The organism is Vibrio sp. SCSIO 43135, from assembly GCF_023716665.1.
In the GTDB taxonomy this organism is placed as follows: Bacteria; Pseudomonadota; Gammaproteobacteria; order Enterobacterales; family Vibrionaceae; genus Vibrio; species Vibrio paucivorans.
This window is the reverse complement of sequence record NZ_CP071860.1, coordinates 691,514-716,340: the sequence shown is the minus strand read 5'-3', so window position 1 is coordinate 716,340 and position 24,827 is coordinate 691,514. Positions and strand designations below refer to the sequence as shown.

24 protein-coding genes are annotated in these 24,827 nt (G+C 43.9%); 10 read left to right on the top strand and 14 right to left on the bottom strand.

What is annotated here, in order from left to right:
* Positions 1–20 precede the first annotated feature (20 nt).
* The gene (locus J4N42_RS17555; protein ID WP_252033886.1) at positions 21–476 is read left to right on the top strand and encodes a methylglyoxal synthase; all 456 of its coding nucleotides are present in this window, start codon (positions 21–23) and stop codon (positions 474–476) included.
* Between the two features lie 66 nt (positions 477–542).
* On the opposite strand, the gene helD is transcribed toward J4N42_RS17555, so the two are convergent.
* The gene (helD, locus tag J4N42_RS17550; protein ID WP_252033884.1) at positions 543–2,612 is read right to left on the bottom strand and encodes a DNA helicase IV; all 2,070 of its coding nucleotides are present in this window, start codon (positions 2,610–2,612) and stop codon (positions 543–545) included.
* Positions 2,613–2,805: 193 nt separating this feature from the next.
* Between helD and yccS the strand changes: the two genes are divergently transcribed.
* The 5 genes from yccS (at position 2,806) to J4N42_RS17525 (ending at position 7,868) form a co-directional block, all read left to right on the top strand.
* Positions 2,806–4,962, top strand: a complete 2,157-nt coding sequence (gene yccS / locus J4N42_RS17545; RefSeq protein ID WP_252033882.1) for a YccS family putative transporter — start codon at positions 2,806–2,808, stop codon at positions 4,960–4,962.
* 124 nt (positions 4,963–5,086) lie between these two features.
* On the top strand, positions 5,087–5,311 hold the full coding sequence (locus J4N42_RS17540; protein WP_252034224.1) for a hypothetical protein: 225 nt from the start codon (positions 5,087–5,089) through the stop codon (positions 5,309–5,311).
* An 81-nt stretch (positions 5,312–5,392) separates the two neighbouring features.
* Entirely contained in the window at positions 5,393–5,683 is a 291-nt protein-coding gene (locus J4N42_RS17535) for a hypothetical protein (protein ID WP_252033881.1), read from the top strand.
* Between the two features lie 101 nt (positions 5,684–5,784).
* The gene (locus J4N42_RS17530; RefSeq protein WP_252033879.1) at positions 5,785–7,047 is read left to right on the top strand and encodes a hydroxymethylglutaryl-CoA reductase; all 1,263 of its coding nucleotides are present in this window, start codon (positions 5,785–5,787) and stop codon (positions 7,045–7,047) included.
* A gap of 155 nt (positions 7,048–7,202) precedes the next feature.
* Positions 7,203–7,868 carry a PilZ domain-containing protein gene (locus J4N42_RS17525; RefSeq protein WP_252033878.1) on the top strand — a complete coding sequence of 222 codons (666 nt, stop codon included), beginning with the start codon at positions 7,203–7,205 and terminating at the stop codon, positions 7,866–7,868.
* A gap of 27 nt (positions 7,869–7,895) precedes the next feature.
* Here J4N42_RS17525 and luxQ read toward each other — a convergent pair whose 3' ends face one another.
* From luxQ to J4N42_RS17495, 6 genes are all read right to left on the bottom strand, one after another.
* The gene (gene luxQ / locus J4N42_RS17520) at positions 7,896–10,469 is read right to left on the bottom strand and encodes a quorum-sensing autoinducer 2 sensor kinase/phosphatase LuxQ (protein ID WP_353505400.1); all 2,574 of its coding nucleotides are present in this window, start codon (positions 10,467–10,469) and stop codon (positions 7,896–7,898) included.
* Positions 10,466–11,563 (bottom strand): autoinducer 2-binding periplasmic protein LuxP, encoded by a 1,098-nt coding sequence (locus tag J4N42_RS17515; RefSeq protein ID WP_252033876.1) that lies wholly within the window; start codon positions 11,561–11,563, stop codon positions 10,466–10,468. The genes luxQ and J4N42_RS17515 overlap by 4 nt, the downstream gene beginning before the upstream one ends.
* Before the next feature lie 131 nt (positions 11,564–11,694).
* Positions 11,695–12,852 carry a conjugal transfer protein TraF gene (locus tag J4N42_RS17510; protein WP_252033875.1) on the bottom strand — a complete coding sequence of 386 codons (1,158 nt, stop codon included), beginning with the start codon at positions 12,850–12,852 and terminating at the stop codon, positions 11,695–11,697.
* Positions 12,853–12,924: 72 nt separating this feature from the next.
* Positions 12,925–13,242 carry a GIY-YIG nuclease family protein gene (locus J4N42_RS17505; RefSeq protein ID WP_286036695.1) on the bottom strand — a complete coding sequence of 106 codons (318 nt, stop codon included), beginning with the start codon at positions 13,240–13,242 and terminating at the stop codon, positions 12,925–12,927.
* Entirely contained in the window at positions 13,226–13,885 is a 660-nt protein-coding gene (locus J4N42_RS17500; protein WP_252033874.1) for a YceH family protein, read from the bottom strand. The genes J4N42_RS17505 and J4N42_RS17500 overlap by 17 nt, the downstream gene beginning before the upstream one ends.
* Positions 13,886–13,922: 37 nt before the next feature.
* Positions 13,923–14,120 carry a hypothetical protein gene (locus tag J4N42_RS17495; RefSeq protein ID WP_252033873.1) on the bottom strand — a complete coding sequence of 66 codons (198 nt, stop codon included), beginning with the start codon at positions 14,118–14,120 and terminating at the stop codon, positions 13,923–13,925.
* Between the two features lie 153 nt (positions 14,121–14,273).
* Between J4N42_RS17495 and J4N42_RS17490 the strand changes: the two genes are divergently transcribed.
* A complete protein-coding gene (locus tag J4N42_RS17490) occupies positions 14,274–14,621 on the top strand; it encodes a DUF496 family protein (protein WP_265689047.1) in 348 nt (115 codons plus the stop codon).
* Positions 14,622–14,741: 120 nt separating this feature from the next.
* On the opposite strand, the gene J4N42_RS17485 is transcribed toward J4N42_RS17490, so the two are convergent.
* The gene (locus J4N42_RS17485) at positions 14,742–15,260 is read right to left on the bottom strand and encodes an NUDIX hydrolase (protein ID WP_252033871.1); all 519 of its coding nucleotides are present in this window, start codon (positions 15,258–15,260) and stop codon (positions 14,742–14,744) included.
* A 123-nt stretch (positions 15,261–15,383) separates the two neighbouring features.
* Positions 15,384–17,000, bottom strand: a complete 1,617-nt coding sequence (locus J4N42_RS17480) for a mechanosensitive ion channel domain-containing protein (RefSeq protein ID WP_252033870.1) — start codon at positions 16,998–17,000, stop codon at positions 15,384–15,386.
* Between the two features lie 534 nt (positions 17,001–17,534).
* On the opposite strand from J4N42_RS17480, the gene J4N42_RS17475 reads away from it, so the two are divergent.
* Both J4N42_RS17475 and J4N42_RS17470 read left to right on the top strand, forming a co-directional pair.
* Positions 17,535–17,696 carry a hypothetical protein gene (locus J4N42_RS17475; RefSeq protein ID WP_252033869.1) on the top strand — a complete coding sequence of 54 codons (162 nt, stop codon included), beginning with the start codon at positions 17,535–17,537 and terminating at the stop codon, positions 17,694–17,696.
* A gap of 145 nt (positions 17,697–17,841) precedes the next feature.
* On the top strand, positions 17,842–18,375 hold the full coding sequence (locus tag J4N42_RS17470; RefSeq protein ID WP_252033867.1) for a DUF3332 domain-containing protein: 534 nt from the start codon (positions 17,842–17,844) through the stop codon (positions 18,373–18,375).
* A 48-nt stretch (positions 18,376–18,423) separates the two neighbouring features.
* Here the strand turns inward: J4N42_RS17470 and J4N42_RS17465 are convergent, their stop codons facing one another.
* Genes J4N42_RS17465 through J4N42_RS17450 form a run of 4 tightly spaced genes read right to left on the bottom strand, consistent with a single transcriptional unit; the run spans position 18,424 to position 22,297 of the window.
* Positions 18,424–19,086 carry a potassium channel family protein gene (locus J4N42_RS17465; RefSeq protein WP_252033865.1) on the bottom strand — a complete coding sequence of 221 codons (663 nt, stop codon included), beginning with the start codon at positions 19,084–19,086 and terminating at the stop codon, positions 18,424–18,426.
* The gene (locus tag J4N42_RS17460; RefSeq protein WP_252033863.1) at positions 19,086–20,150 is read right to left on the bottom strand and encodes an AI-2E family transporter; all 1,065 of its coding nucleotides are present in this window, start codon (positions 20,148–20,150) and stop codon (positions 19,086–19,088) included. The genes J4N42_RS17465 and J4N42_RS17460 overlap by 1 nt, the downstream gene beginning before the upstream one ends.
* A 22-nt stretch (positions 20,151–20,172) precedes the next feature.
* Positions 20,173–21,186 carry a DUF2955 domain-containing protein gene (locus J4N42_RS17455; RefSeq protein ID WP_252033861.1) on the bottom strand — a complete coding sequence of 338 codons (1,014 nt, stop codon included), beginning with the start codon at positions 21,184–21,186 and terminating at the stop codon, positions 20,173–20,175.
* The gene (locus J4N42_RS17450) at positions 21,176–22,297 is read right to left on the bottom strand and encodes an HlyD family secretion protein (RefSeq protein WP_252033859.1); all 1,122 of its coding nucleotides are present in this window, start codon (positions 22,295–22,297) and stop codon (positions 21,176–21,178) included. The genes J4N42_RS17455 and J4N42_RS17450 overlap by 11 nt, the downstream gene beginning before the upstream one ends.
* Before the next feature lie 162 nt (positions 22,298–22,459).
* Between J4N42_RS17450 and J4N42_RS17445 the strand changes: the two genes are divergently transcribed.
* A complete protein-coding gene (locus J4N42_RS17445) occupies positions 22,460–23,452 on the top strand; it encodes a helix-turn-helix domain-containing protein (RefSeq protein ID WP_252033857.1) in 993 nt (330 codons plus the stop codon).
* A gap of 68 nt (positions 23,453–23,520) precedes the next feature.
* Here J4N42_RS17445 and J4N42_RS17440 read toward each other — a convergent pair whose 3' ends face one another.
* Entirely contained in the window at positions 23,521–24,744 is a 1,224-nt protein-coding gene (locus J4N42_RS17440) for a carbohydrate porin (protein WP_252033855.1), read from the bottom strand.
* Positions 24,745–24,827 lie beyond the last annotated feature (83 nt).

The window sequence follows — 24,827 nt, the reverse complement described above, 5'->3', positions numbered from 1 at the left end:
TTGAAACATTAGGAACGTACATGCAAAAAACAACACGCACCATGCCAGCACATAAACATGTGGCTTTGGTCGCTCACGATAATTGTAAGCCTGAACTGCTACGCTGGGTGAAAGAGAATAAAGAGAAGTTACAGAGTCACTTTTTATACGCTACCGGAACGACGGGTAATATGCTTAGTAAAGAGACAGGCTTAGCAATCAAGAGCATGATCAGTGGCCCAATGGGCGGTGATCAGCAATTAGGCGCACTGATCTCTGAAGGCAAGATTGATATGATGATCTTCTTTTGGGACCCGCTTAATGCTGTGCCGCACGACCCTGATGTTAAAGCCTTGCTTCGTATCGCCAGTGTATGGAACATCCCTGTCGCAACTAACCGTGCTACAGCGAAGTTTTTGTTTGAGTCCCCGCTGGTTGAACAAGAGGTGGATATCGAAATCCCTGATTACGAAGCTTACCTCGCTGAGCGTACATAAGTATCGAGTCGCTAGGTTGAAAAGCAAAACACCCCGCAAAAGCGGGGTGTTTTCTTTTGATGCAAGTTATTTGAGCTTAGCGACCGGATAATCATTATCGGCAAGCTCTTTCACAAAGCTAGAACCACTACCGTTATGTAGGATCCACACCTTCTCCTTGGCACGAGTCATCGCCACGTAGAATAGGCGTCTTTCTTCAGCATAAGGGTAGTCATCATCCGACTTAGTCAATGCTCCATCTAGATGCAATGTTTTCACCCTTGAAGGGAACTGCCCTTCATCAACGGAAAGAATAATAACAAAGTCAGCTTCTTTACCTTTGCTCGCATGACAGGTCATAAACTCGAGCGACAACATCGAGAAGCTCTTTTGCCACTCACCCAATAACTCCGGGCAGTGATAATGATTGCGGCCTAATAGCAATACGGATTTCGATGACTTCGCACTGCGATTGAGCTGATCGAGGATTTTTTCAATACGGCTTGTAGGAGCTAGAGATACAGACTTCTGCTTCTTTTGTTTGTAGCTGTTTAGCTGCTTTTCTAGCTGTGCAGGGTTTTCTTGAATGAAACGATTCGCCACTTCACCAATTTTGTCATTAAATCGGTATGTCGTATCCAAGTAATGCACCGTAGAGTGTGGAAAACGCTGCTCAAAACCAGTGGTAAGGTCGACATCCGAACCGGCAAATTGATAAATAGACTGCCAATCATCCCCTACCGCAAATAATACGCAAGGATCCGTTTCTCGGTTTTGCTCACATAGCGCTTCCACTAGTGCCAAACGATCCGGTGAAATATCCTGATATTCGTCAATCATGATGTATCGCCAACGCGATTTAAACTTACCTTTCTTCACGTGTTGGGTCGCACGATTGATCATTATATTGAAATCAATGTGTTTTTCTTCTTTAAGCATCTGCTGCCAAGCTTGATAACATGGCCATACTAATGCGAGTTCACTATTCAAACGCGTATATTCAGGGTGGGACACTAAGCGCTCTTGCAGTTGTTTTTTGTTTAAGCCAACCGCCGCCAACTGCATCATCTGCTTTTCCAACCAAGCGATCAGCTTAGGGTTTTCTACGTGACTTCCAAGCTCATCATCACCGGCCAAATACGCAATAGGCCATTGCGATAAATGCTTCTGCCAACGCTTAAAACTTGTTGGCGTCATCCAGTGCTTCTTAAGCCAATCAATACACCAAGCTTGTCTTAACTTATCGTCCAACGCCACTGGCGAAATGGTGACAGGCTCCTTTTCTACATCATTAAGTATCTTTAGGCCAAGCTGGTGAAAGGTGTTCACCTGAATACTCTCTGCCGCCAGACCGACTTTATCGTTCAAGCGTTGAGACATTTCTCCAGCGGCCTCTCGGCCAAATGCCAACATCAGAATGTCTTCTGCTTGCGCAAGGTGGCTCTGAAGCAAATAAGCAACACGGGCTGTAAGCACGCTAGTTTTGCCAGAGCCAGCCCCAGCGAGGATTAGGTTATTGTCATCATTAAGAAGTACCGCGTGCTGCTGAGACGCATTCAGTGGCGATGACTCTACTTGGTTGAATAACACTTCCCAATTTCCAAGCTCATTGGCGATCCAAGCTTTATTGCGTTCAGCTAAAACCTTATCGCTTTCAATAAGCCAAGGTTCAAGAGCTTGAATTCGAGCCGGCATCCGTTGGCTTGCTTCAAGTAGGCTCATCCCCATGGTTTCAAAGTCATTTGAAATAGAGCTGTACCAGTTATTGATCTGAGAATGCGACAAAAAAGTCGGTAATTTAATGAGGCGATCGAGCTCTTGCTCCCAGTTAGGCAAATACTGATGAAGCTGTTCACACTGATGGTTGTGCCACTTTTGATAACTCGCGACAGCAATTCGCGCAAATTCTCTGCAGCGTTCCCATGGCAGGCCTTGAACCATCCAAGACTTTTGAACCCCCTCCTCTTCATGTGCGAAGAACTGAATACTCCCCCAAAATAGCCCACGTTTAAGCGTGACATGCCCGTTCCAGACATGGAAAGGAATATGCTCTTCACTTATACCTGATGAGAGAATAAGAAGAGCCGGTTCAAGGTTAACTTGGTGATACTCGTTTTGAATAAGATACTGTGCAGTCTTATTAGCACTCAGCTGCATTGGAATTTAGCCTGTTGTTTTTCTATGTGGGTAGCTGGATAGCAGTATATATGAATGGTTTCTCATTATGATAAGTTTTTGTCAAGAAAGTGAGTGACCAATTAGTAAGCATTCAGCACCTTTTCTGTATCTGTGTCAGAAAGTTAGAAGCAAAGTCTGCTACACTCATTTTTTTGTTATGAGTTGAATCCGCGTGCCACTTTCGAATCAGTTACGCCTATACTGGGCAAACAAAACGATAAACTATAGCATCCTGATTGTAATCACTCTTCTGGGGGTTGTGGTTCCGGCTTGGTACTACCAACTCAATACTCTCATTATTCCATTGATTCTTGGCGTCATCGCCGCAGCACTTGCCGAGAGTGACGATAGTTTTACTGGGCGATTAAAATCTCTCATAATCACTTTAATCTGTTTTGGCATCGCCTCTTTTTCGATCGAGTTTTTATTTAGCACACCAATATTGTTTGCTTTAGGCTTATTTGCCTCTACTTTTGGTTTCATCATGCTCGGTGCTATTGGCCCACGCTACGCAAGCATTGCATTTGGCTCTTTGCTAATCGCGATTTATGCCATGCTCGGTGCACACGAAAGCACCAATTTATGGTTCCAGCCCTTGATGCTGCTCACAGGGGCAAGCTGGTACTACTTCATGTCCATGATTTGGCATATGTTTTGGCCTATGCAGCCCGTTCAGCAGAGCTTAGCGAATGTATTTTTGCAGCTAGCCAATTACCTCGAATCGAAAAGCAATCTGTTCCACCCTGTTTCAGACCTTGTACCTCAACCTCACCGAATTGCTGAAGCCAAATTAAATGCCGCGACCGTAACAGCCCTGAACCTATGTAAAGCGACGCTACTCACTCGCTCAAAGCGTGGGCACATCGACGGTGCCAGTGACCGTTTCTTGAATATTTACTTTCTTGCGCAGGATATCCACGAGCGTGTCAGTTCAAGCCACTATCGCTATCAAGAGCTCGCTCAAAACTTCCAACGTTCAGATGTGATGTTTAGGTTCAAGTATCTACTCGAGACACAAGCCAAGGCATGTCGAGAGATTGCTTATTCCATTCGCCTCGGAAAAGAGTATCAGCATACTGAAGACTCAATCATGGCTTTGGACGAGCTGCAACTTTCTCTAGAGCATTTGCAGCATCACCGTTCCAGTGAAATACGAGGTTCTCTGGCTCAGCTTGATTATCTGTTTAACAATTTAGCGACGGTAGAAAAACTCCTCAACAATGTGAACAACCCAGACGTACACAGACTTGAAGAAGACGTACTCGATGACACTGATGCGCATACCCTAAAAGCAATGTGGCAGCGGATTAGAGCTAACTTCAGCAAAGACTCTATGCTCTTTAGGCACGCCGTTAGAATGTCGATTGCGCTCACGGCCGGTTACGGAATCATACAAGGATTTGATATTGAAAGGGGATACTGGATTCTACTGACCACCTTATTTGTCTGCCAACCTAACTATAGCGCGACAAGACAGAAGCTTACGGCTCGTGTTTTGGGCACCATAGCGGGTCTGCTTATCGGTGTACCTCTACTGACCTTTTTTCCATCTCAAGAAAGCCAACTGTTCTTAATCGTGTTCTCTGGAGTCATGTTCTTTGCCTTCCGTATCAATAACTATGGCTTTGCGACTGCGTTCATTACTTTGTTGGTTCTATTCTGTTTTAACCAACTCGGTGAAGGTTACGCCGTTGTCTTACCACGTTTGGCCGATACACTAGTAGGCTGCGCTCTAGCGGTTGCGGCGGTCGTTTTCATCATGCCAGATTGGCAGTCTAAACGACTTCATAAGGTTATGGCAGAAGCCATCGACGCTAATAAAACATACTTAGGCCAGATTATTGGGCAGTACCGCATTGGCAAGAAAGATAGCCTGACCTACCGTATTTCTCGTAGACATGCTCACAACAATGATGCCAACCTAACAGCGGCAATTAGTAGTATGCTAGCAGAGCCTGGGCGCTACCGAACCGCAGTAGATGAAAGCTTCCGTTTCCTCACTCTAAATCACGCACTGTTGAGTTATATCTCAGCACTGGGAGCCCACCGTACGCGCATAGAAGACGAATCGACCCATCAACTCGTTCTGGATACTCACCGTGTGATCCACAAACATCTGGAGGTGCTCCATACTCAACTCCATGATCATTGCGGTGACTGCGACACATCTGATTTTTCTGATCCTGCATTGGAGCAACGCCTATCAGAATGGCGTGATGATGATGACACTTCGGCGAGAATGGTATTGCAGCAGCTTCACCTAATATACCGAATGCTTCCCGAGCTGCATTCTTTAGCCAGCAAGTTTGCAGTACGAGTAAGCAACTAGCTGCCTAAAATGGTAATATCTTGCCTTTGGTTTACGTTTGTCTTACATGGATTGACAAAACTCGGACAAATATTGCACTACAGCAAATACAATGATCTCAGTTTATTCTTACGAGGGTAACGAGATGAATGGATCTGTCTCTTACTTTCAAGATAGCGTGACTACGCATATTTTGGGAAACAAGCAAATGACATCGATTCAATTTGAACAGTTGAAAGCACAGTTAAAGCTGCTAACTCCTCAACAGTTGAGATCTCTGCAAGGTGAGATTCGTTCTTCTCTAGATATTGAGAAAGAAACGGTACTAACCGAGGAAGAGCTGAACCTTATAACAAGCCTATTTGACTAGCGCCTTTGCCCTACAGTCACTGATAGCACAGCTTGCGAAAATTGCAAATGCGTCTTACGCTTTTATTAGCGGAGGTACGTTATGCCAGTATCAGGAGTCCAATCTGGTTATCAAGTAATTGAGCAATCAAACAAGATGGCAGAAGAAGCCGCTCTTGAAATTGCCCAACAGCAGTCCATTGCCCCGGTAGAATTGCATGACAAATCACTCGAGTTCAACAAGATCGATGACGACTCCCCTCCTCCTCCTCTACCTAGCTCTCATGAACCACTCATCAAGCTTGGAAATGCTCAACACTACAATCGTATAGGCACTAATATGCTTCAGCGTGAACAAGATATGATTGGCTCGTTGCTCGATATACATGTTTAGATGAAATCTAGCGACGATTTCGTTGCAAAACGTTCCACCAGCATTGTGTTTCTATACTCAGTCAGTAGAATCCCAACTCAAAGTTACAATATCGGTTCACTATGCCAAAACTAAACCTGCACCAACGCGATTACGTTTCCTTTCTTGGAGGTGAACTGAGCGCTGACCAGTTAGAACAAACCCTACGCCCGAATCTAGGCAGGTCTTCCCTAAGACTCACTCCCAGCCCCTACCTAACAGATAAGAACGTCGACAAACGCTGGAGTGTCTTGGAATCCTTAACCGATAAAAGCCAACTTCTTGATGCCACGACAGAGCAACAAAAAGAAGTGTACGCAAAAAACATCGAGCACTTTATCGGTACGGTCAAGCTACCTGTTGGTGTGGCAGGCCCTCTTCGAGTCAATGGCCTTTTCGCCAATGAAGATTACCTGATTCCCCTAGCGACGACTGAAGCGGCATTAGTGGCGTCGTACAATCGAGGCTCTCAGCTCATCACTGCAGCGGGTGGCGCGAGTGCCATGCTGCTTAACGAAGGCGTGACACGTACACCCGGATTCGCTTTTCATAGTTTAAAAGAAGCCGGCCAATTCGTCGCTTGGGTTGTGACTCAATACGACACCTTCAAACAAATTGCAGAGTCAACCACATCACACGGTAAACTCACCGATATTAACGTCAATATCGAAGGCAACCATGTCTACCTCGTTTTTGAGTACCTGACTGGCGACGCATCCGGACAGAATATGGTGACAATAGCTACCAATGCAGTATTCGAGTTCATTATGGAGCACACCCCAGTAGATCCTGATTATGCATTTCTAGATGGCAACCTGTCTGGCGACAAAAAGCCAAACGCACACTCGCTTCGTAGCGTTCGAGGTAAGAAAGTCACTGCCGAAGTACATCTAACCAAAGAGTTGGTGGAAAAATACCTACATACAACGCCTGAGAAGATGGTTCAATTTGGACAAATGACCACGGTTGGTGGTGCACTAAGTGGTACAATTGGTATCAATGCCCACTATGCCAATGCTCTCGCAGCGCTCTATATTGCATGTGGCCAAGATGCTGCTTGTGTTGCTGAGTCTGCAGTAGGTATGACTCGGATGGAAATCAATAAATCCGGTGGTTTATACGCTAGCGTAACACTACCAAACATTATGGTCGGTACAGTTGGCGGTGGTACTGGGCTCCCAAGCCAAAAAGCCTGTTTGGATATTCTTGGTTTACACGGTAATGGCAAATCCCAAGCATTAGCTGAAGTTGCCGCTGCGCTTTGCCTCGCGGGTGAACTGTCGATTGTCGGCGCGTTTTGTGCGGGCCACTTTTCTAGAGCCCACCATAAACTCGCCCGTAAATAGCTTTCTAACTCTGCTGTTCATCGCTAGCTCCAACCAATTCAAGTCAACAGTCTAGCGATGAATCACACTTCACCGACTTTCATCTTTATGTCCCTGTAGGCGAATGGTAATTTAACCATCTAAAATTATGACAAATATGCCTATCAGCACACGCTATGCCTTCTACTCATCAGTCTATTGACGAGCTCTACACATTGCTCACTCCTGGCCTAAAACTCTCGGTGGTGATTGAATTTGGCCCCAATGATCAATTTACATTTGCCACCCATTTGATCGGGTTCAAGCACGGTTCGTTCATTATCCTAGATGTCCCAATGAAAGTACGCTCGTCGTTAGTTATGCGTACTATAGATAACGTCTCTATTGTCGTGCGTGGCATCTCCAATTCAAAACTCGGCCACATTATTGCCTTCAAAACGACCATACTTACTTCAACAACTAAACCTGCGAACTTAATGTTCCTTCGTCCACCTCAACGCTTTGCTTCAAAACCAACAAGAGCACACGAGCGCTACAGTTTAGATTTAGAAACGACCATTACCGAGGGAACCAAGACGTACCAAGCGTATTTAAGAGATATTTCACTCACCGGGTGTGCACTTTTCATTTTAGGGGAAAATGAGCTGACGAAGTCGAGCGTTATTGAAATTGAAAATGACCTCACCACGTTTTTCAGTAACGAAATTAAATATCAAATCGTCAACATTACTAAAACCAAATCAGGCCATAAGATTGGTATCAAGTTTAATCATTCAATTGAGATGACCGATGAGCTGAAAGGACGAATCTTGGAGCTATCGGTTAATGCGTCAGTGCTATAAAAGAACGGTGTGACAGGTAAGAGAATGCTATTCGACTAAATCGTCGCTTAAGTAATGAGATTTTAAATACATAAACGCGTCAAATAGCGCTTTTTCTTTAAGCGGTTTAACCAACACATAATCGGCACCCGCTGCAAGAAATTCTCGCTTAGTGTCGAGCATACCATCGGCGGTACAGGCAAATACTGGCACTTCTGATTGCAGCTCTTCTTTTATAATTCGTGTTGCTTCAACGCCACCAAGATTTGGCAACTGATTGTCCATCAGTACGAGGTCATATTGGTGTTTTTGGACGCTTTCAATCGACTGGATTCCATCTTGGACCCAAGTCACCTCCATGCCATATTTCTCACAGAATGCTTTGGCAATAAATGCATTGGTGTGATTGTCTTCCACCAGCAAAACGCTAAGCTGCCTGTCGAACAGTTCATCAGGGTTAACATCATTGGCGGTATTGGGTTTAGAACCGTGACAATCGACGACATCTACTGGTATCACCACCTCAAAGCGAGAGCCACGGCCCAGCTCACTGTGAACGTCGATCGTACCACCAAGCAAGTCAACCAAACTATTCACTATCGTCAATCCTAGGCCGCTTCCTCCATATTCGCGCGTGGTTGTTGATTCAGCCTGAACAAATGGCTCAAAGATCGTGTCCGTTTTATTCTTTGATATTCCGATACCACTATCTTCTACTACTACGCTTAACTGGCTCTGTTTATCGGTGGTCTTTAAAGAAACCAACACATTAACAAAGCCTTGGTGAGTGAACTTCACCGCGTTACTTACCAAATTGAACAAGATTTGGTTGAGACGAACCTGATCGCTGTTGAGGATAATGTCTGGCTCAAAGTCTGTTTGAACCGACAAGGAGATCCCCTTTTCGTCACAAAGTGGAGAGAATATTTTTTCGACCGCTTGGTTCGTTTCAATTAAACGAAATTCAGTGTGTTGAATATTGAACTTACCTTGCTCTATTTTAGAAAAATCGAGAATATCGTTCAGTACCGCCAATAGGTGCTCGCCACTATTGCAAAGTATGTCCACGTGTTCTTTCTGTTCAGGCTCATTCAACCCACGTTTAAGTAACTGGGAGACACCTAAAATACCATTAAGCGGTGTGCGAAGTTCATGGCTCATCTTAGCCAAGAAATCAGCCCTAACGCGAGCCGATTCTTCCGCTTCTAATCGAGCAGTCTCACTTTGCTGTTCAGCGAGGATAAGTGACGTGATGTCTTGTCCCTGAGCCAGAATGTGCTGTGTTTGATGTTCAACTCTAATTGGCGACAAATTCCATCGAAAGACTTTGTCATTTAAAGGAATATTGAGGCCAGTCAGCGTCGCACCACGTGCAGCCATCATGACTTGAGGAAGTAGCTTTTCAACCAATTGATGGAAAGTTGGGTCCTCAACTTTACTTGCGTTGAAGTATTTTTGAGCCGCAGGGTTCATTTTGATCACTCGCCCTTCACGATTCCACACAAGAATTGGTGAAAGAGAGAAATTAAACAGATCTTCAAATTGCTTTTCTTGTTCAGTCAAGCGCTTAAAGGACAACTCTAATGCTTGACCAATTTGGTCGAACTCTTCGATCTTGCTGCCATTAAACGGCTCAATATAACGCCTTTCAACCGTATCTGAAGTGTACTGCATTAACGAGCCTAACTCTTGGGTGACTCTACGTTGAATCCAATATCGGGTGGTCACAGCAACAACACTCATGAGAGCCAAAAGCGTCAATATCCCAAAATAGTGGTGTCGCTTGAACTGTAGAATAGAGTCGTTATTTTGGACAGTGTATACAGACAGATACGTCGGCACACCATTAATACGGATTTCAGTTTCTCCGACTAAGTATGCAGACGTATTGTCGTGCTCTGCAAACTGATTGATGACATCGAGCTGTGTATAATCATCTTTCTTCGATAGCGTTGATGCAATGACTTGAGAACCCACTAGCATCAATACATTTTCGGAGTTACTGCCCCTTTTTAATGCTTCAATCAAACCAAAGTTGTTGTTAAGTACAACACCGATGTGTAGTGTAGCCATCACTTCACCACTCGCACTATCCACTATCGGCGTCTTGCGCGCCAAAATATAGCGAGCTCCTAGAGAAGACGGTACCTGAGTTATGTGCCAGTTACTGCTCAATGTCATATCTTGGCTCAGCTGCGCTAAAGCCGACGTTTCCATCCCATAGAACTGGTAACTAGAGTCATCCCAAATTAACTGATTATTGATGGTGATGTAACGAAAGTCCGGTGTGTAATCCGGTTCCGTTTCATCAACACTATCGAAGAACTGACTGATTTCCCCCTGAAGACTGGCGCGTATTGCTTTGACCAAGGTGTCATTTCTGCTGTAACTGTCTTGCTGAATCTGTAAAGACGTGAGCTTAAAGTTGACGATCCCTTGAACTAAGCTGGAGGTTTGTTTGGTTGTCCGTTTGATTTCTTCTGAAATAAGCTGTGAGCTAACCTGATAGTTTTGAAACAACACTATCAGTGTTAATGCCGCGATCACCACAAACACCGATCTTGAAATCAGTGTCGCTAGGTTTCTCGTTTTAGGCCTTAACTTTTCGCTCAAAAATCTCACTGGTCTGAATACCTAAATGCTCTCTTTTTCAATCCGTCTATTTTCTCCTGACTGTCTTCTGCAGTCACAAGTTCAAAGTCACCCGAATATACCTGCGGTACAGGCTTGCCTTCCAAATCCCATTTGATGGCTTCAGCCATCGCAATGCCAGTGTCATCGTTCATGCGCATTACAGTCACATTAAGTTCGTTGTTCTTAATTGCTTCAAGCTCGGCACTGCCGCCGCCCCAACCATTCAATACGATATCAGTACGGTTGAGTTCTTTTAGAGCATCTGCTGCGCCCAAAGCCACATCAGTTGAACACGCATAAATGAACGATACATCAGGCTGCTTTTCAATCGCATTCAATGCTGCCTGATAGCCACTTTCTCGAGTCGCCTTGGTGTAAAACGACGACTTCAGTTGGTATTTATCATGATGAGTCATTTCTTCAATAAAGGTATTGCCACGCGCGTCACTCACGTAACCTTCCGAGAAGTATAAAACGGAGTAATCCCCACCTTCTGGGAACTTTTCTCTGTAGTAATCTTCCAGCACTCGCGTACCCGTTGCGTGGTCAAAACCAACATACATAAAAGGTTGGCGGTCTTCCCAAGCTCTGAGTGGCGTGGTGATATTCTGCAAAATCAATTTTGTGTTATTCGCAGCAAGAACATGTTCTACGAACTTACGGTGACGAGTCGTATCAAGCGTGAAGATTAAGTAATCAGACTTGTTTTTCACCGCCTCCATTAACGACAAGCTCTGTTGACGAACATCTACATTTGGGCGAGTAAACACTTGGTTAATTTGATATTGAACACCAAGCTTTTCCAGCCGAGTCTCAAATGCCTGGATATTCCGAACCCAATAATCGGAAATTTGCTGACCCGGATAAACCACTGAAATATGAACAGGCTCTGACTGCTCTTGGCTGAGCATGATAGGGCGCTCGCGCACCGTCGATGCTAAAGACTGAGTCAATTCAGCCTGCTGTGGATAAGCATCAAGGAAATCTTGATAGCTCCAGTAGTCGGTTAAAGCCTGAGCCGATTGTGCCGAGTTAGCGAGTGTGCAACATGTGAGCAGTGATATTTTTATAAAATTATTCATTCCTGCCTTCTTGAAAAATAGCCAATTATACGTTGTGAGCCTATCTTATCCGCTTAATACCGTAGGTCATAGTGATTGGAACAAAATTATTTTATTCCAATCACTTACGCTCAGTTAATGAACAATTGTCATTAAAATGTAAAGGCCAAATTAGCCGATGCACCGAATTGATTATCTCCCGCATAACTCCCTGCAAGATCAAAGCTTACGAGATCTCCGGGACTGATCCCAACACCAAAAGTGACGGAATCGTCTAATGTATCTTCCATTTCAATTTCATAACCAATACGTGCTTGTGCCCAGCCCCATGCGTTGACTTCTCCGCCAAAACGTAAGAACTGCGTATCATCATTAACGCCACTAAATCGTTTTTGTTTGGTCAGGTCCCAGTCAGTAGTCAGTACAAATAGGTTATGTACATAGGCGCCTGACAAGGTAACTTGTGTATCTAAGTGGTATGTACTTACGCCACTGACATCCAATGTGTCGATTTCCTGTGAGAACAAATCTCTTACCACTACCCCCGCCCGGTAGTTGTTGTATAACCACACGGCCCCGAGGTCCATGTTAAACGCATTCTTAGATGTTTCACTTTGGTCATAATCGCTGATGTCAAAATCTTCGATAGAGATGTCTTGCTTATAAGTCCGCATCTGTTGGAATTTGGGCGTAATACCAAACGACACATCCTGACCTCCAAGCTTCATTCTTTTTGCGAGGGCTAGGCCGAGTTCGGTATATCCGAATGCAATAAGATCTACTGAAGATGTCTCATAGCGTGTTTCTACCGCGGAAGGGGTATCTCCCGTATTCTCGGATATTTCTGGGCTAGCGATAACTTCTGCATAACCACGAACAAAGAAGTTACTTGAAACAACATCGAATGGAATCGCCACAGCTGCCGCTGCACCACCAGAAATAGCCAGAGGCTTGTCATTTTCAAGATCGTCCAGATAACCGTTCATCCGCGAAATGAGTTCCGGAGACGGCGTATTAGTGTTTTCGAATTCGTTTATCGAATCTTGAAGGGAGTCAATAGTATCTAGAGATTCATCGGTATCGCGAGCATTGATACCAAGTGCTGGAAACAGTATCCCTATATTGTCCCTATCCCGGTACACCGCGACAAGTGCAGGATTGTAGAAAGGAGCTAACAGGTAATCTGCTGTTGTGACACCGGTATTACCCATACCATTACCACGCGCATCGGAGACAGCAGTCGCACCCTGTGCAGCCATCGTCACCAAAGAAGCCCCTACCACCACTGATAATTTTGTTAGTTGTTTCATTTCCTTACCAACCTTTTTTATGTTCCCATAAACAAGGTTAATACATACTTTGAATCACCACATAAAAATTAATCAATTAGCTTCAACGACCTGCGTCAAGGACAGCTCACCACTGACCAATGCTTCTTTAGTCTGTTTTGGTAATCGCTTTAAATACAGCTCTAACTTTGTCGCATCACTTCGGGTCGTTCCAGCGCTTTCACTCCAAACTAGAGTGAGTGGTGATTTTCCTTTTAACGCTTTTGCGCCTTTACCTTGGCAGTGCTGAGAAAAACGACGCTCTACGTCGGTTGTAATACCGCAGTAGAGCGCGTTGTTCGGCATTCGCACGAAATAAGCATACCACTCACAAATGCCTGTATTGGAGGACATATTAGCTGGTGAGGTCATTGACTAGGCTGCGAAGTTCAGCCAGTTCTTGTTTAAGAGCAGCGACTTCACTCTCCAGTTCATCAAGTCTCGTATTCGAAGCGGCTACTGGTGCAGCAGGTGCGGCATATTGTGCCAATGCTTCAATGTCTACTTCACCACTGAACAAGTGCTGGTATCTCGACTCTCGTTTTCCTGCTTCCCTTGGGAGTTTAACCACCAGCGCTCCAGACTCACGTGAGGCCATCGCGTCGAGCACCGATTCCACTTCTTTTACATCACCAAACTGGCACAAGCGGTTAGTTCGAGTGCGAAGCTCTCCTGGCGTTTGAGGACCTCGTAACAGCATGCAACAAACAATGCCTTTCTCTTGCTCAGTCAGTTTTAAGTCACCGAACTCAGTGTTGCAGAAACGGTGTTGGTATTTACTTGCACGACTATTGAAGCCACTTTCATCGCTCACCAAACGCTTAGCAATCAAACCTTCCAGTGCATCCTGTACTTCTGCATCCGAAAGCGCCATAACAGGCTCTCGATTACTTTTTTGATTGCAGGCTGTTGTGAGGCCATTTAACGTCAAGGGATAGTAATCAGGTGTGGTTACTTCTTTTTCGATTAAGCAGCCAATGATACGTGCTTCAATCGCTGTCAACTCAATAGTCATGTTCATATCCTTTTCTATTCCGCTTCTCTCACAGGGCTCAATGCTCTGCCAAGAGTGATACCTTTTTCATGTTACCGTGTTCATCAATCATGAAGACTTTCGCACGGCTTAATTCCACTTCAACGACTTCCAATTGCTTGCTCTCACTTTGGTAAGCTAACCGTAGGCGCTCATTAACCAAAGGGGCAACTTTCTCATTCTCTATTGGTGGAAGAATGATCTCTGATTCTTGCATAGTACGTGGTACAAACTTCTCTAACTGCAAGCATAATATATTGATAAAAGAGAAGATGACAAACGGATTTAGCCCAGTTGATGATTAAATCGTCAAGATACCGTTTGGATTGATCTTAAGACTGTTCTGGACTCTATTGTTATGCTTTAATCGTTGACAGTTAATAAATCTAGGGAAAAGGAACCTATGAGTAGTGTATTTGAAATCGTGAACCAAGCACGTCGTAAAAACAAACTGAAGCGTGAACTTCTAGATAACGAAAAGAAAGTTCGTGACAACCGCAAGCGTGTTGATCTACTTGAGAACCTACTAGACTACATCAAGTCTGATATGAGCCACGACGAGATCGTTGCTATCATCAAAAACATGAAAGCGGATTACGAAGACCGTGTCGATGACCACATCATCAAGAGTGCTGAAATCTCTAAAGCACGTCGCGACATCAGCCGTCGCATTCGCGAGCTAACAGAAGAAGACAAACAGACTCAAGGTAAGAAGTAACCCTTTGTGTTTGTGATGCGGTAAGACTGGTCTTATAGCACCTTACCACTTGAATGAAAAAAGCCCGAACTCATTGAGTTTCGGGCTTTTTTGTTATTGTGCTATGTCAAAGAAGCTATTTCATAGCATCTCTTTTGCGACAAGCTGAAGCAGGAATGTTTCTCGCTCGATGCTCATACCTTTCTTGTCGCTCTCAGCAATGGTTTTTTCATTGTGGGCAATCGCGTCGTGGATATTAATCCAAACCGGTTTCATTCCGTTTTTGATCTCGTAATCTTCGTAGTTGGTCTCGCCAAGTTCTCGATTGATTTTGCAGGTGTAGCAATACGAAATCATGTGGATGACATCTGCGTCATCTTTATACCACGGACGAAACTCTTCAAAAATGCCAAATGGCTTTATGCTGTGGATGTTTTGCGCGCCCGTTTCTTCTTCCAGCTCTCTAACCATTCCTGCTATTACGTCTTCACCGTCATCAAGGCCACCACCTGGGATTGAATAGTCGTGATAACGTTCGGTGTACAACATCAAGATATCTTCTCCATCGACAACGATAGCGCGAGCTGCATTTCGTTTATAAACCGTTTGGTTATCGAGGTGTTCAATATCAGGGTGAACCGTGGTTTTTAAATGTCTCATACCAAAAGCAAATTGATTAATTTGTCGCGATTCTAGCACAAGAGAGTTCGTCACGTGCAAAAACGGCGACCTTATAGGCCGCCGTGTTACTGAGCTTGGTTCTCAGTATGAAGGTGTGAACTCTTATTTGGATTCAACGTTGTGGGTATACAAATGAACATCGCGTTGTGGGAACGGAATAGTGATCCCTTCGGAATCTAGGCGTTTCTTCACTTTCTCTGTGACATCCCAATACACATCCCAGTAGTCATCAGTTTGTACCCAAGGCCTTACAACAAAATCTACCGAAGATTCATTTAATGTATGCAGTTTCACCATAGGCTCTGGGTCTTTTAGTACTCGAGGGTCAGCATGCAAGATCTCCATGAAGATGGCTTTAGCTTTATCGATATCATCAGCGTAACCAATGCCAAACACCATATCGACGCGGCGGATAGTCTCGGCTGTGATGTTGTTGATCACATCACCCCAAATCTTATTGTTTGGAATAACTAAGCGTTGGTTATCAATTGTTTGTACCGTGGTCGATACTAGGCTCATGTTCTTAACGGTACCTTGAATTCCCGCTACTTTGACCATATCACCAACATCATACGGGCGATAAATTAGAATCATAAGTCCAGACGCAAAGTTCGAAAGAGTATCTTGCAATGCAAAACCGATGATCACACCCGCGACACCGAAACCTGTCAATAGTGGACCGAGCTCAATGCCGACTTGCGATAAAGCTACCAGTAAGCCTACAAAGACAACTGCTTTTGATGCGATCGATACAAAGAACTCTTGCATTAGGACGCTAAAGTCCATTTTCGAGTGCTTCACGCTACGACCAACGGCACTAGATACTACTTTGGACAATTTACGAGTTAAGTACAAAATAGCTAAGAATAGCGTTAGCTTAACCACCATTGACGGTGTGTTTTCGAATGCCCATTCTTTAAATGACATCAGCCAACCTTCGAGTAGGCCATAAGCGACACCAATGTCTAACACGTCCGCATTGATATCACCGGTTAAGGTCAGTAGTAACTGCTTGTATTCAGTAACGTCTTGCCCCATCGCCTCCATGAGTGCGATACCTGATTCGAAACTCACGACCATCATAGCGATACGCTCGTTGTATCGAACAATATCTTCTGTCAGATTCGCTTTTTCCGCTTCACTAACATAAGTAAGACGCGATTCAGTTTCTTTCTTTTGGGTGTCTAGGTACAAAGTCGCATTGGCTAAGTACTCCACCCTACGCTTCAGCTTTTGCTTAAATTCATCTCGGACACTAGAAACATCGATTGAGCGCTGCTCAGCCATTTTGAGCGTGATTTCAAGCTGGTCATAGTATGTGTCCATCACTGCAATTCTGCGCTGGATCCTAAACTCAATCTTCGCTTTGTCTTCGTCAGCAGCCGCTCGTGAGGCCTTTGCTAGCTTCGAAATTGCCGATTCACTTAAATCCAATAAACCCTGCAGCAAATCAATTTGGGCGAGCAGTACTGGCTTTGCTTTCTCGTCTGACGCGCCACTACTTAACTGTTCTGTGATTCTATCTCTTAGGCGCTCGTTTTTACGCCTAAGTACATCCTCAAGAAAAGCCTGCTCACTTTCGTGAGCTTGTTTTAGTGTCTCTAGATCCGCACTAAGTGCGGATTGAGTATCCAAGATTGGTTGTGCATACGCGATATTGGCTACGGACACCAATATGCTAAGAAACAGTATTTTAAATACCATCATTACACGATTCATGAGTTCACCTTAGGTTGATTCATTGCAACATTAGGTTGTTATCACTAACAACATTACTGTTCATTGGGCGACACCGAACGGTTCGCTGAATATAAAGAATTAAGCCGCTCAGCTAATAGTAGTCGAGCATTTATAAACATGTTCTCAGTGACTTATCACTTCCATCAATTTAAACCGACTTGAGGTCACGTTTGGATTATGTCGATAGGATTGAGATCAGTATCTCGGTTATTCCTCGGATTGTTTAGTTAACACCCGACACCGATGACACCCCTGTTTAAAAGATACACATAGTTTATTTCATGGTTCAAACACAGACTTACCACTTTACGCCGGATCCACTTTAGCTGACGTTATGATGACCAAGCTTCATATCAACCTGTTTTTATTTTCACTTAATTTTTCCTACCGACATCAAGTGAAAAACAAACTGGCGCTAAATGGTAAGTACGAGAATTATCGCTCGGATATAGTTCCCCCCATCAAGGCAGAGCGTCTGGAACGGATTCTTCATTCAGTTATAAGAAGATAGCAATGACTTATTCCGATTTTAAACACAGTGATCTGCATAAATGCCTAAGTACCGCAGGTGAACTTCTGTTCATGGTAGGCAAATATACGCTGAAGATTTTTGCTGGTATTACGAAGTTCATATTTTGGTTAGCAGCCAAAGCGTACTACTACGTAATGAAGTAATAGCAGCATCTAAAGCTCCTTGAATTCACCATTTCTACGTAAACGACAGAATTAGTTATTGGCGTAAAGTGGTAAAACAATCGAATTTAAAAACGGGATACTACGCTCGTTTTAACACAACAACATATTAAACACAGGTATCGAAATGAAAAAATTAGCACTTAAAGTAGTAGGACTAACAGTTTTAGCGTCAGCACTAACTGGTTGTATCGGTAGCAATGCCGTAACAGGGAAAGTAATGAAATTTAACGTTGAAGTTGTTGATAACCGCTATGCTCGTGCTGGAGTAAACTTCCTTTTGGCACCTGTTTACGGTATCACAACTGCGGCTGATTACGTGGTGTTTAACTCTCTAGAATTCTGGACAGGTAAAAACCCAATTTCAGGTGCTCCACACATCTTTGATAGTAAAGTTGATACCCAATTCAAAGTAAACGATGAGCTGGATCCAAGCTTAAAAGACGCTCCGATTGATCCTTTGTCAAACAATCGTACTATCGAAAGCGGTGAAATGATCAAAGTTGATGACAACACTGTTCAAATGGACATTGTTTACAACAACGGTGACAAAGCAACACTAACAGGCATCAAAGATGGCGAGAACGTTAGCTACTACATCGACGGTGAGCTTGTATCCCAAACAACAATCGCTGAGCTAGAAGCACTTCAAAACAGCTAAGATTGACAGACAAAACTAAAAAGCCCCACTCAGTGAGTGGGGCTTTTTTTATACTTTCTCTTGCATCTGTGTCAGTCTAATACTGACTAAACTGGCCACCATTATCGCTAAATAAAAGCTACCAATAATGGACTCCAAGAAAACAAAAAATTGCGCAACAGGAACCGTAGGAGAAATATCACCATAGCCCACCGTCGTTAAGGTGATAAAACTAAAATAAAGTGCATTAAATAAGTTAGTTAACCAAGGCTTCGCTTCTAAACCAGTAAATGCAACAGGGAATACTTCTAATATCAACAAATACAGTGTTGCCCAAGCTAACCCTAATAAGAGGTAGATACACAACGAGCCAATGATATGGTTGGTGGTAACCGTTTTGGTTTGCATCACTTGCTTAAGCGCAGAATAGATATGCGACAACAAGAAGGCTAACAGCGCCGACAAGGTCACTATAGAAAGATCATAGTCTTCAAAGAATGAGAAAATGCCCGAGACGGAAGCCGTCACGAGCAGTACTCCATACCAAGAACGATAAATCGCTTTTCCTCGATTGATACCCGCAATGGAAGCCGCAAGCGTAACAATGATCAGCCCCAACACTGTTTTTTGGCCTTCCGGAAAAAACTGCTGCATTACCGCACAGCCAAAAAACAAGATAAGAAGTGCGAAAAACAAAAAATAGAAATTATCGTCCTTCGAAATAGGCTTCATTATTTAGCCTCTTGCGGGTGACTTTCTAGCCAAGCAACCATTAGCTGATAAGTTAAACTAAGCACAACCGCACCTACGAATAAGCCTACAATACCCGACATCGCCATACCACCTAGTGCCCCAAGCAGAATCACAAGCATTGGGATGTCTGAACCACGACTTAACAAAATTGGCTTAAGGATAGCGTCACTGCCGCTTACGATGATACACCATACAAGGAAAAGGCCTGCAGCCAGTGTCGATTCAACGCTGAACATGTAAATAATTGCAGGAAGAAGCGCAACGATTGGTGGCAGTTGAATGATAGCAACAAGTAAAACAGCAAGCGCCCATACCGCAGCCATAGGTACGCCAGCAACCACAAGGCCAATTGCCGACAAAGTCGACTGAATCACAGCAACGCCGATTACGCCTTGAACAACGCTTCGCACTGTCGACTTAGATAACTCAACAAGTTCTTCACCTCGCCCATCCGTTAAACGCGTCACAAGCATCGTCATGCCAGCTTGGCATTTATCTGCATTGCTCATGAATGCACCCGCAATGATGGTAGAAATAATGAATTGAAGAAAGCCACCGCCAACAGAGCCAATTATAGAAGCCGCTTTACCTGCAAACTGTTTGATTTCTTCAGCGTATTTCACAAAAGCCCCTTCAATATTCGAAGAAGCAAATAGCATGAAGCTATACAGTTTCTCACCAATTAATGGTAGATCTTGAATAGAAGCTTTTGGCTTAGGTAACGTCAGAGTGCCCTCTTGTACTCCGGTTACTAGCTCCGATGCACTGGTATAGATACCAGAAGACAATGCGACCAAAGGAATCAACAGCAGCAACACCCCGATAAAGCTTAACAATGCACTCGCTTTACCTTTCGAGAGTCCAGTTCTTTTGTGAATGGACAGCGCCACTGGATAAAGTGCAGTAGCAATGATTGCCCCCCACACCACCAGCATTAGAAATGGTCGAAGTATTGAAAAACACCAATAAACCAAAATCGCCACAACAGCAATTTTAATTGCTGCATCTATAGCATTACGAGAAAACTCGTGATCTATCTTCATAAGACACCCTTTTTAATTAACGCTAGTTCTGTAAGAACTTCCAATTTCTCGTCTCCAAAAACAAACTAGCTAAAATCATATACACCCCAATCATGACTAACTGGAATATACGAATAAACGTACTGCTATCTATATCACCTGAACTCATTAACGTACTACCCACTAATACCAACAACGTACTAAAGGCAGTAGCAAATATCGGCGCTTTCTCTGGAATGGTATAAATTTTCCTTGCCATGATGATTGCAATGAGTCCGATAAAGCACGAATAGAACACAATGCTCGGCACAATTGCTAAAATTGAAAAGGAAATAATTGCTAATAAACCACCAATACCATTACTAATAATAAGGAATGCGCTCAACTTGACCGACTTTTCGGCGGTTATCATCAAAGACAACAATGCAATAAACATCATTGTGAGCAGCGCTTCTGATATTTGGAAAATAAAGAAAAAGCACACGACTGGGAAGGAAATAATCATGGCTCGAAATGCAGCGTGCCAGCGCTGCTGTCTGTTGATAGGTGGCTTAGCAAAGCCAGCAAATTCACCTTTTGGTTCAGGAAAATAAATATGAACTAACGCAAAAATACCTACCGCTACCACCCCTGAAGCCGATAGCCCGCTTGCCAGCAACACCGACACACCCGGTGTAGCAATTGCCATGAATGGCAGCATCAAAACAGAAATCAATAGTATCGTAGCGAACAAGTTCCACTTAGGATCGGTAAACAAGTAGTATCCCCAAAGCATCATCAGCCCTACGACTGTTAATAACGGCAGCGGATACTGAGTGATCCCTCTAGATAGCAGTAACCCGAGCGCCATGGTTGCCAGTAATGCAAGTAACAACTCGTAAATGGTTTCCTTATGCAGCCTCGGCTTATCTATCAAAAATTTTGCCGTAAATACTGGAGCGACAAAAGCAAGCGGCCAATTGATCCAAGCAGCTAGGAAAACCGAGAGCGTTACTCCCACCATAAAGCGAATGATGCGAGTCTGTGTTTGCTGGTCTGGTATGAGCTTATCGGACATAAGAAAGCAGACTAATGAAGCGAATCCAAACTTTACCAATTGCGTTAAAGATAAAGTTGTCACCACTATAGACAATCACATCCGCTTGGCCGCCCACTCTCAGCATGCCTCTCACCTCTTCTCTATCAAAATCAATAGAAATCGGTAGCATTTGAGTTTGACGTAGCCAACCTGTCTGTTGGCTTGCTTGAGCCAGTTTACCAGCTTGATCATTCTGGCCCCAATCAACCCCCCAGTCGATGCTTGTTACTCTACCTTGCACCACTTTTCCAGGAACAAAATCAAGCGCAATTTCTACTTTGTCACCCACCTTAATATTACCTAGGCTGTTTTCTCGAAAATACGCTTCAACCCAAATATCTTCGGTAGACACGAACGTCATCAAAGGCTGGCCAGCTGACGCATAAAAGCCTTCCGATAGACTAAAGTTCGATACCCCGCCCTGAGTTGGAGCTTTAACAACTGTGCGTTCAAGATTTAGCTGAGCTTGCTCCAATGCGAGTAACGCCGCTTTCACTTGGCTGTTCTCTTCACCATCTTTACCCAGTTGCTGTTTCGCGCGTTCTAAATCAGCTTCAGCATTCACAACCGCTGCTCGCGCAGTCGCTAAAGACGCTCTCGCTTCGTCAGCATCCGATTTAGATACCACACCCTTTTCTACCAAGGCTAAAATACGATTGGTTTGCAGTTCTGCATTTTGCTTTTCAACCAAAGCAGACGTTAAACGCGCTTGAGCCGATGCAATATTGGCAGTTTGAGCACCGACATTTTGCCCCGCTATTTCTAAGTTTTGCTCGGCTTGTTGAACAGCAATGATGTAATCAGATTGGTCGAGAATAGCGAGCTCGTCACCTTCCTCAACCAATTGATTTGGTTTGACTTTGATATCCAGTACCTTACCCGAAACCTGAGGCTTAATCGGGACAATGTAACCCTGAACACGAGCACTATCGGTGATAGGAATAATTCGGTCAGCCACCACACTAAAAAGCAACATAAAAGCAACAAAAGACAACAGATAGTTGGTCACTTTCCTTACTTTGTCTTTCTTGTTGGTTTCTTCTTTTGGCTGCGGCTCATTTAGTTGAACGTCGTCCTTAACTTCAGACATACAGCTCCCTTCTTCTAGATTAAACTTAATAAAATTAATACGTTAAGAATATACCCATCGACTTAAAACACAAGAAAATTGACTACTTTTTTGTACGTCATGTTATAATTTTGCGACTGCACTTTTATTGCCGAAAATCAAGCCTTTGGAGCGTGCGAACACATGAGCTCAGACTCTTTCCAAGTCCCTGTTATACAAACTAATTACGCAAAGATATTGGTTGAGATCTTTTCTGAATACGGATTTGACGTACATAAGTTATTGAATGAATCTGGGCTTCCTGCTGATCTGTTTCAGTCCAACAGCGATTTTGTGCCCTCTGACTCGATCAAACGACTCATTTACTTAACATCTTCTCAACTCAAAATTTCAAACTTCGTCGAGTTACTGAGGCTAGCGCTACAACAACGTATTATTCCGCACATACTTCATCAGTTTGCTGAATACGACACAATTGGAGCAGCACTGAAAGATGTCAATCGCATCTTCGTCAATGACACCCCCAGTAGTAGAGTTCATTTTAGGCAAGAGCATGGAATGAGTTGGTTTTGCGTTGACTCACCGCATAAAGAAGGCCTCTACCCTGAATGGACTGAGCTTTTCCCGATAGTCTACATCCAAGAGCTCATGAAGTTGCTTACCAATTCAGACTGGCAATTCGAAAGTGTAAAACTACAAAATACGGATATTGATATTATTCAATCTGCGTTACCAAAAAGCTGCCAAGTGTTTGTCGGCCACGAATATACTGCGGTACTGATCCCACAATCGTTACTAGACAAAGAGATCCATCTACCTAAAAGCGCTTTGAGCCCAAAACCCGCCATTGTTGAATGGCACACCAGTTTTACTGACAGTGTGTTTGAAGTGCTTAAACCGTATGTAAAAGAACGAAACCTAACCATTGAAGATGCTGCCGAGCTGCTGAATTTTTCAGTGCGTACACTGCAACGAAAACTCAAAAATGAGCAAAGTTCATTCAGAAAAATCAAAGAAAATCTGATGTTCTCAGTGGCTTGCGAACTAATGGAAGAGGGCCATTCGCTGACTTATATTTCCAGCCAACTTGGCTACAATAACATTTCACATTTTTCGCGTGCCTTTAAACGAGTGTCAGGTTTAACGCCACGGCTTTATCAGAAGTCCATCACCTAAAAAAGCAGAGCTTATTGCTCTGCTTTCTAGTGAAATTAGCTCTTTGCCTAGAGTGCCTAACTGTTTTTCTAGATAATGATTCTCGCTCTTAGGCCTACAACCCAAGTGCTGTCTTCACTAGAAAATGCGGGATCGGAGATATACTGTAAATCGGGCGTCAATTGAACCAAGTCATTAAGCTCAATGTTGTAGTAAAGTTCAGCCGTAAATTGCTTCGACTCTCCCACTGCATACGCAGATTCTATATTGTCATTCACGTTACTCCAGTTCACAGCAAATCCTAGATTGTTCTTCTCACCAGCTAATCCAAAGTACCCAAAACCAAGCGTAAGCGAGCGGTCATATAAGGCAACATCCCCTTCCGATATCCCACCACGAACGAACGGCATTAGATGGGGTGTTGCAAAGTAACTGGCTGAAAAATTGATACCCCGCCCACTTTCTTCACTAGTTAGGTTGTGCTGTGTACCTCCATCTAGGTGCCATGCTGTAATATGGATATTGTCCGTGTAGATCTGATCTTGAGATGCCGTCCAGCCGAGCTCAAAGGTAGTAAACAGTTTATGGTCATTAAAAAGCGTCTCGAAGCCATCAAGTGGTTTATCGGAGTTTCCTTTCCCATCAGCCACACCGGCAACAACATAGAAGTTTTGATTGAGCATGTGTCCTGCCGCTACGCCCAAAATACCATCATCAGGTAAGCCAACTGCCCCAGCCCCTGTGCTAAACGCTAGGTTAGTAAATCCTGTCCAAGGGCTAGCCAAAGCATAGACATCTACATAATCGGTGGTATCCAAGTAACCCACCATGATGGTGCCTCTACCATCACTGATTTTTTGTTTCCAATATAGATTTGTTAGCCGACTGCCTTGGTTGCTATAAACTGGAGCTATCATACCCGCATATCCTAAACCATTGCCGATAAATGCAAGATCTTTAGGAGCGAGTTCCGTATACGAATGGCGATGCTCGACTTTCCAAACCAACCCACCACGATTCGCTCCATTAAGCCCGACAAGTTCCCAAGAGCCATAGAACCGCGCTACACCGCTAGAGGCAACATTATCGCCCCCAGACGTTGGAGCTGAAGCTGACAAAGCAAGCGCTTGGTAGTCGAAACCAAACGTTAAGTGATGCTTAGCTGCTAAGTGTTCTCGCCAACTTTTCTTTTTACGTTCGTTTTCTCTAATGGCGTTGTCGACTGAATCTGGACTACCAAAATTAGCTTCAGCAAAAACAGAAGGTGTTAACAGCAAACAACAGACACTTGCGATTGCAGCAGTAAATTTCATGATGACCCTTTTGATAGAAACCTATAAGAGTAGGGATAAAGGCATTAAAGGGAACGAGCTGAATCGCGTGAGGAACAATCGCG

Excerpts from the sequence above, each read along its gene's own strand:
- J4N42_RS17460 (WP_252033863.1), bottom strand. The coding sequence starts at position 20,150 with ATGAAGATAGATCACGAGTTTTCTCGTAATGCTATAGATGCAGCAATT.
- J4N42_RS17445 (WP_252033857.1), top strand. The coding sequence starts at position 22,460 with ATGAGCTCAGACTCTTTCCAAGTCCCTGTTATACAAACTAATTACGCA.
- J4N42_RS17480 (WP_252033870.1), bottom strand. The coding sequence starts at position 17,000 with ATGAATCGTGTAATGATGGTATTTAAAATACTGTTTCTTAGCATATTG.
- J4N42_RS17485 (WP_252033871.1), bottom strand. The coding sequence starts at position 15,260 with ATGAGACATTTAAAAACCACGGTTCACCCTGATATTGAACACCTCGAT.
- helD (WP_252033884.1), bottom strand. The coding sequence starts at position 2,612 with ATGCAGCTGAGTGCTAATAAGACTGCACAGTATCTTATTCAAAACGAG.
- J4N42_RS17455 (WP_252033861.1), bottom strand. The coding sequence starts at position 21,186 with ATGTCCGATAAGCTCATACCAGACCAGCAAACACAGACTCGCATCATT.
- J4N42_RS17530 (WP_252033879.1), top strand. The coding sequence starts at position 5,785 with ATGCCAAAACTAAACCTGCACCAACGCGATTACGTTTCCTTTCTTGGA.
- J4N42_RS17440 (WP_252033855.1), bottom strand. The coding sequence starts at position 24,744 with ATGAAATTTACTGCTGCAATCGCAAGTGTCTGTTGTTTGCTGTTAACA.
- J4N42_RS17500 (WP_252033874.1), bottom strand. The coding sequence starts at position 13,885 with ATGACTATTGAGTTGACAGCGATTGAAGCACGTATCATTGGCTGCTTA.
- J4N42_RS17475 (WP_252033869.1), top strand. The coding sequence starts at position 17,535 with ATGACTTATTCCGATTTTAAACACAGTGATCTGCATAAATGCCTAAGT.
- J4N42_RS17525 (WP_252033878.1), top strand. The coding sequence starts at position 7,203 with ATGCCTTCTACTCATCAGTCTATTGACGAGCTCTACACATTGCTCACT.
- J4N42_RS17510 (WP_252033875.1), bottom strand. The coding sequence starts at position 12,852 with ATGAAACAACTAACAAAATTATCAGTGGTGGTAGGGGCTTCTTTGGTG.
- J4N42_RS17465 (WP_252033865.1), bottom strand. The coding sequence starts at position 19,086 with ATGAAGCCTATTTCGAAGGACGATAATTTCTATTTTTTGTTTTTCGCA.
- J4N42_RS17555 (WP_252033886.1), top strand. The coding sequence starts at position 21 with ATGCAAAAAACAACACGCACCATGCCAGCACATAAACATGTGGCTTTG.
- J4N42_RS17470 (WP_252033867.1), top strand. The coding sequence starts at position 17,842 with ATGAAAAAATTAGCACTTAAAGTAGTAGGACTAACAGTTTTAGCGTCA.
- J4N42_RS17515 (WP_252033876.1), bottom strand. The coding sequence starts at position 11,563 with ATGAATAATTTTATAAAAATATCACTGCTCACATGTTGCACACTCGCT.
- J4N42_RS17540 (WP_252034224.1), top strand. The coding sequence starts at position 5,087 with ATGAATGGATCTGTCTCTTACTTTCAAGATAGCGTGACTACGCATATT.
- J4N42_RS17450 (WP_252033859.1), bottom strand. The coding sequence starts at position 22,297 with ATGTCTGAAGTTAAGGACGACGTTCAACTAAATGAGCCGCAGCCAAAA.
- J4N42_RS17505 (WP_286036695.1), bottom strand. The coding sequence starts at position 13,242 with ATGACCTCACCAGCTAATATGTCCTCCAATACAGGCATTTGTGAGTGG.
- J4N42_RS17495 (WP_252033873.1), bottom strand. The coding sequence starts at position 14,120 with ATGCAAGAATCAGAGATCATTCTTCCACCAATAGAGAATGAGAAAGTT.
- J4N42_RS17535 (WP_252033881.1), top strand. The coding sequence starts at position 5,393 with ATGCCAGTATCAGGAGTCCAATCTGGTTATCAAGTAATTGAGCAATCA.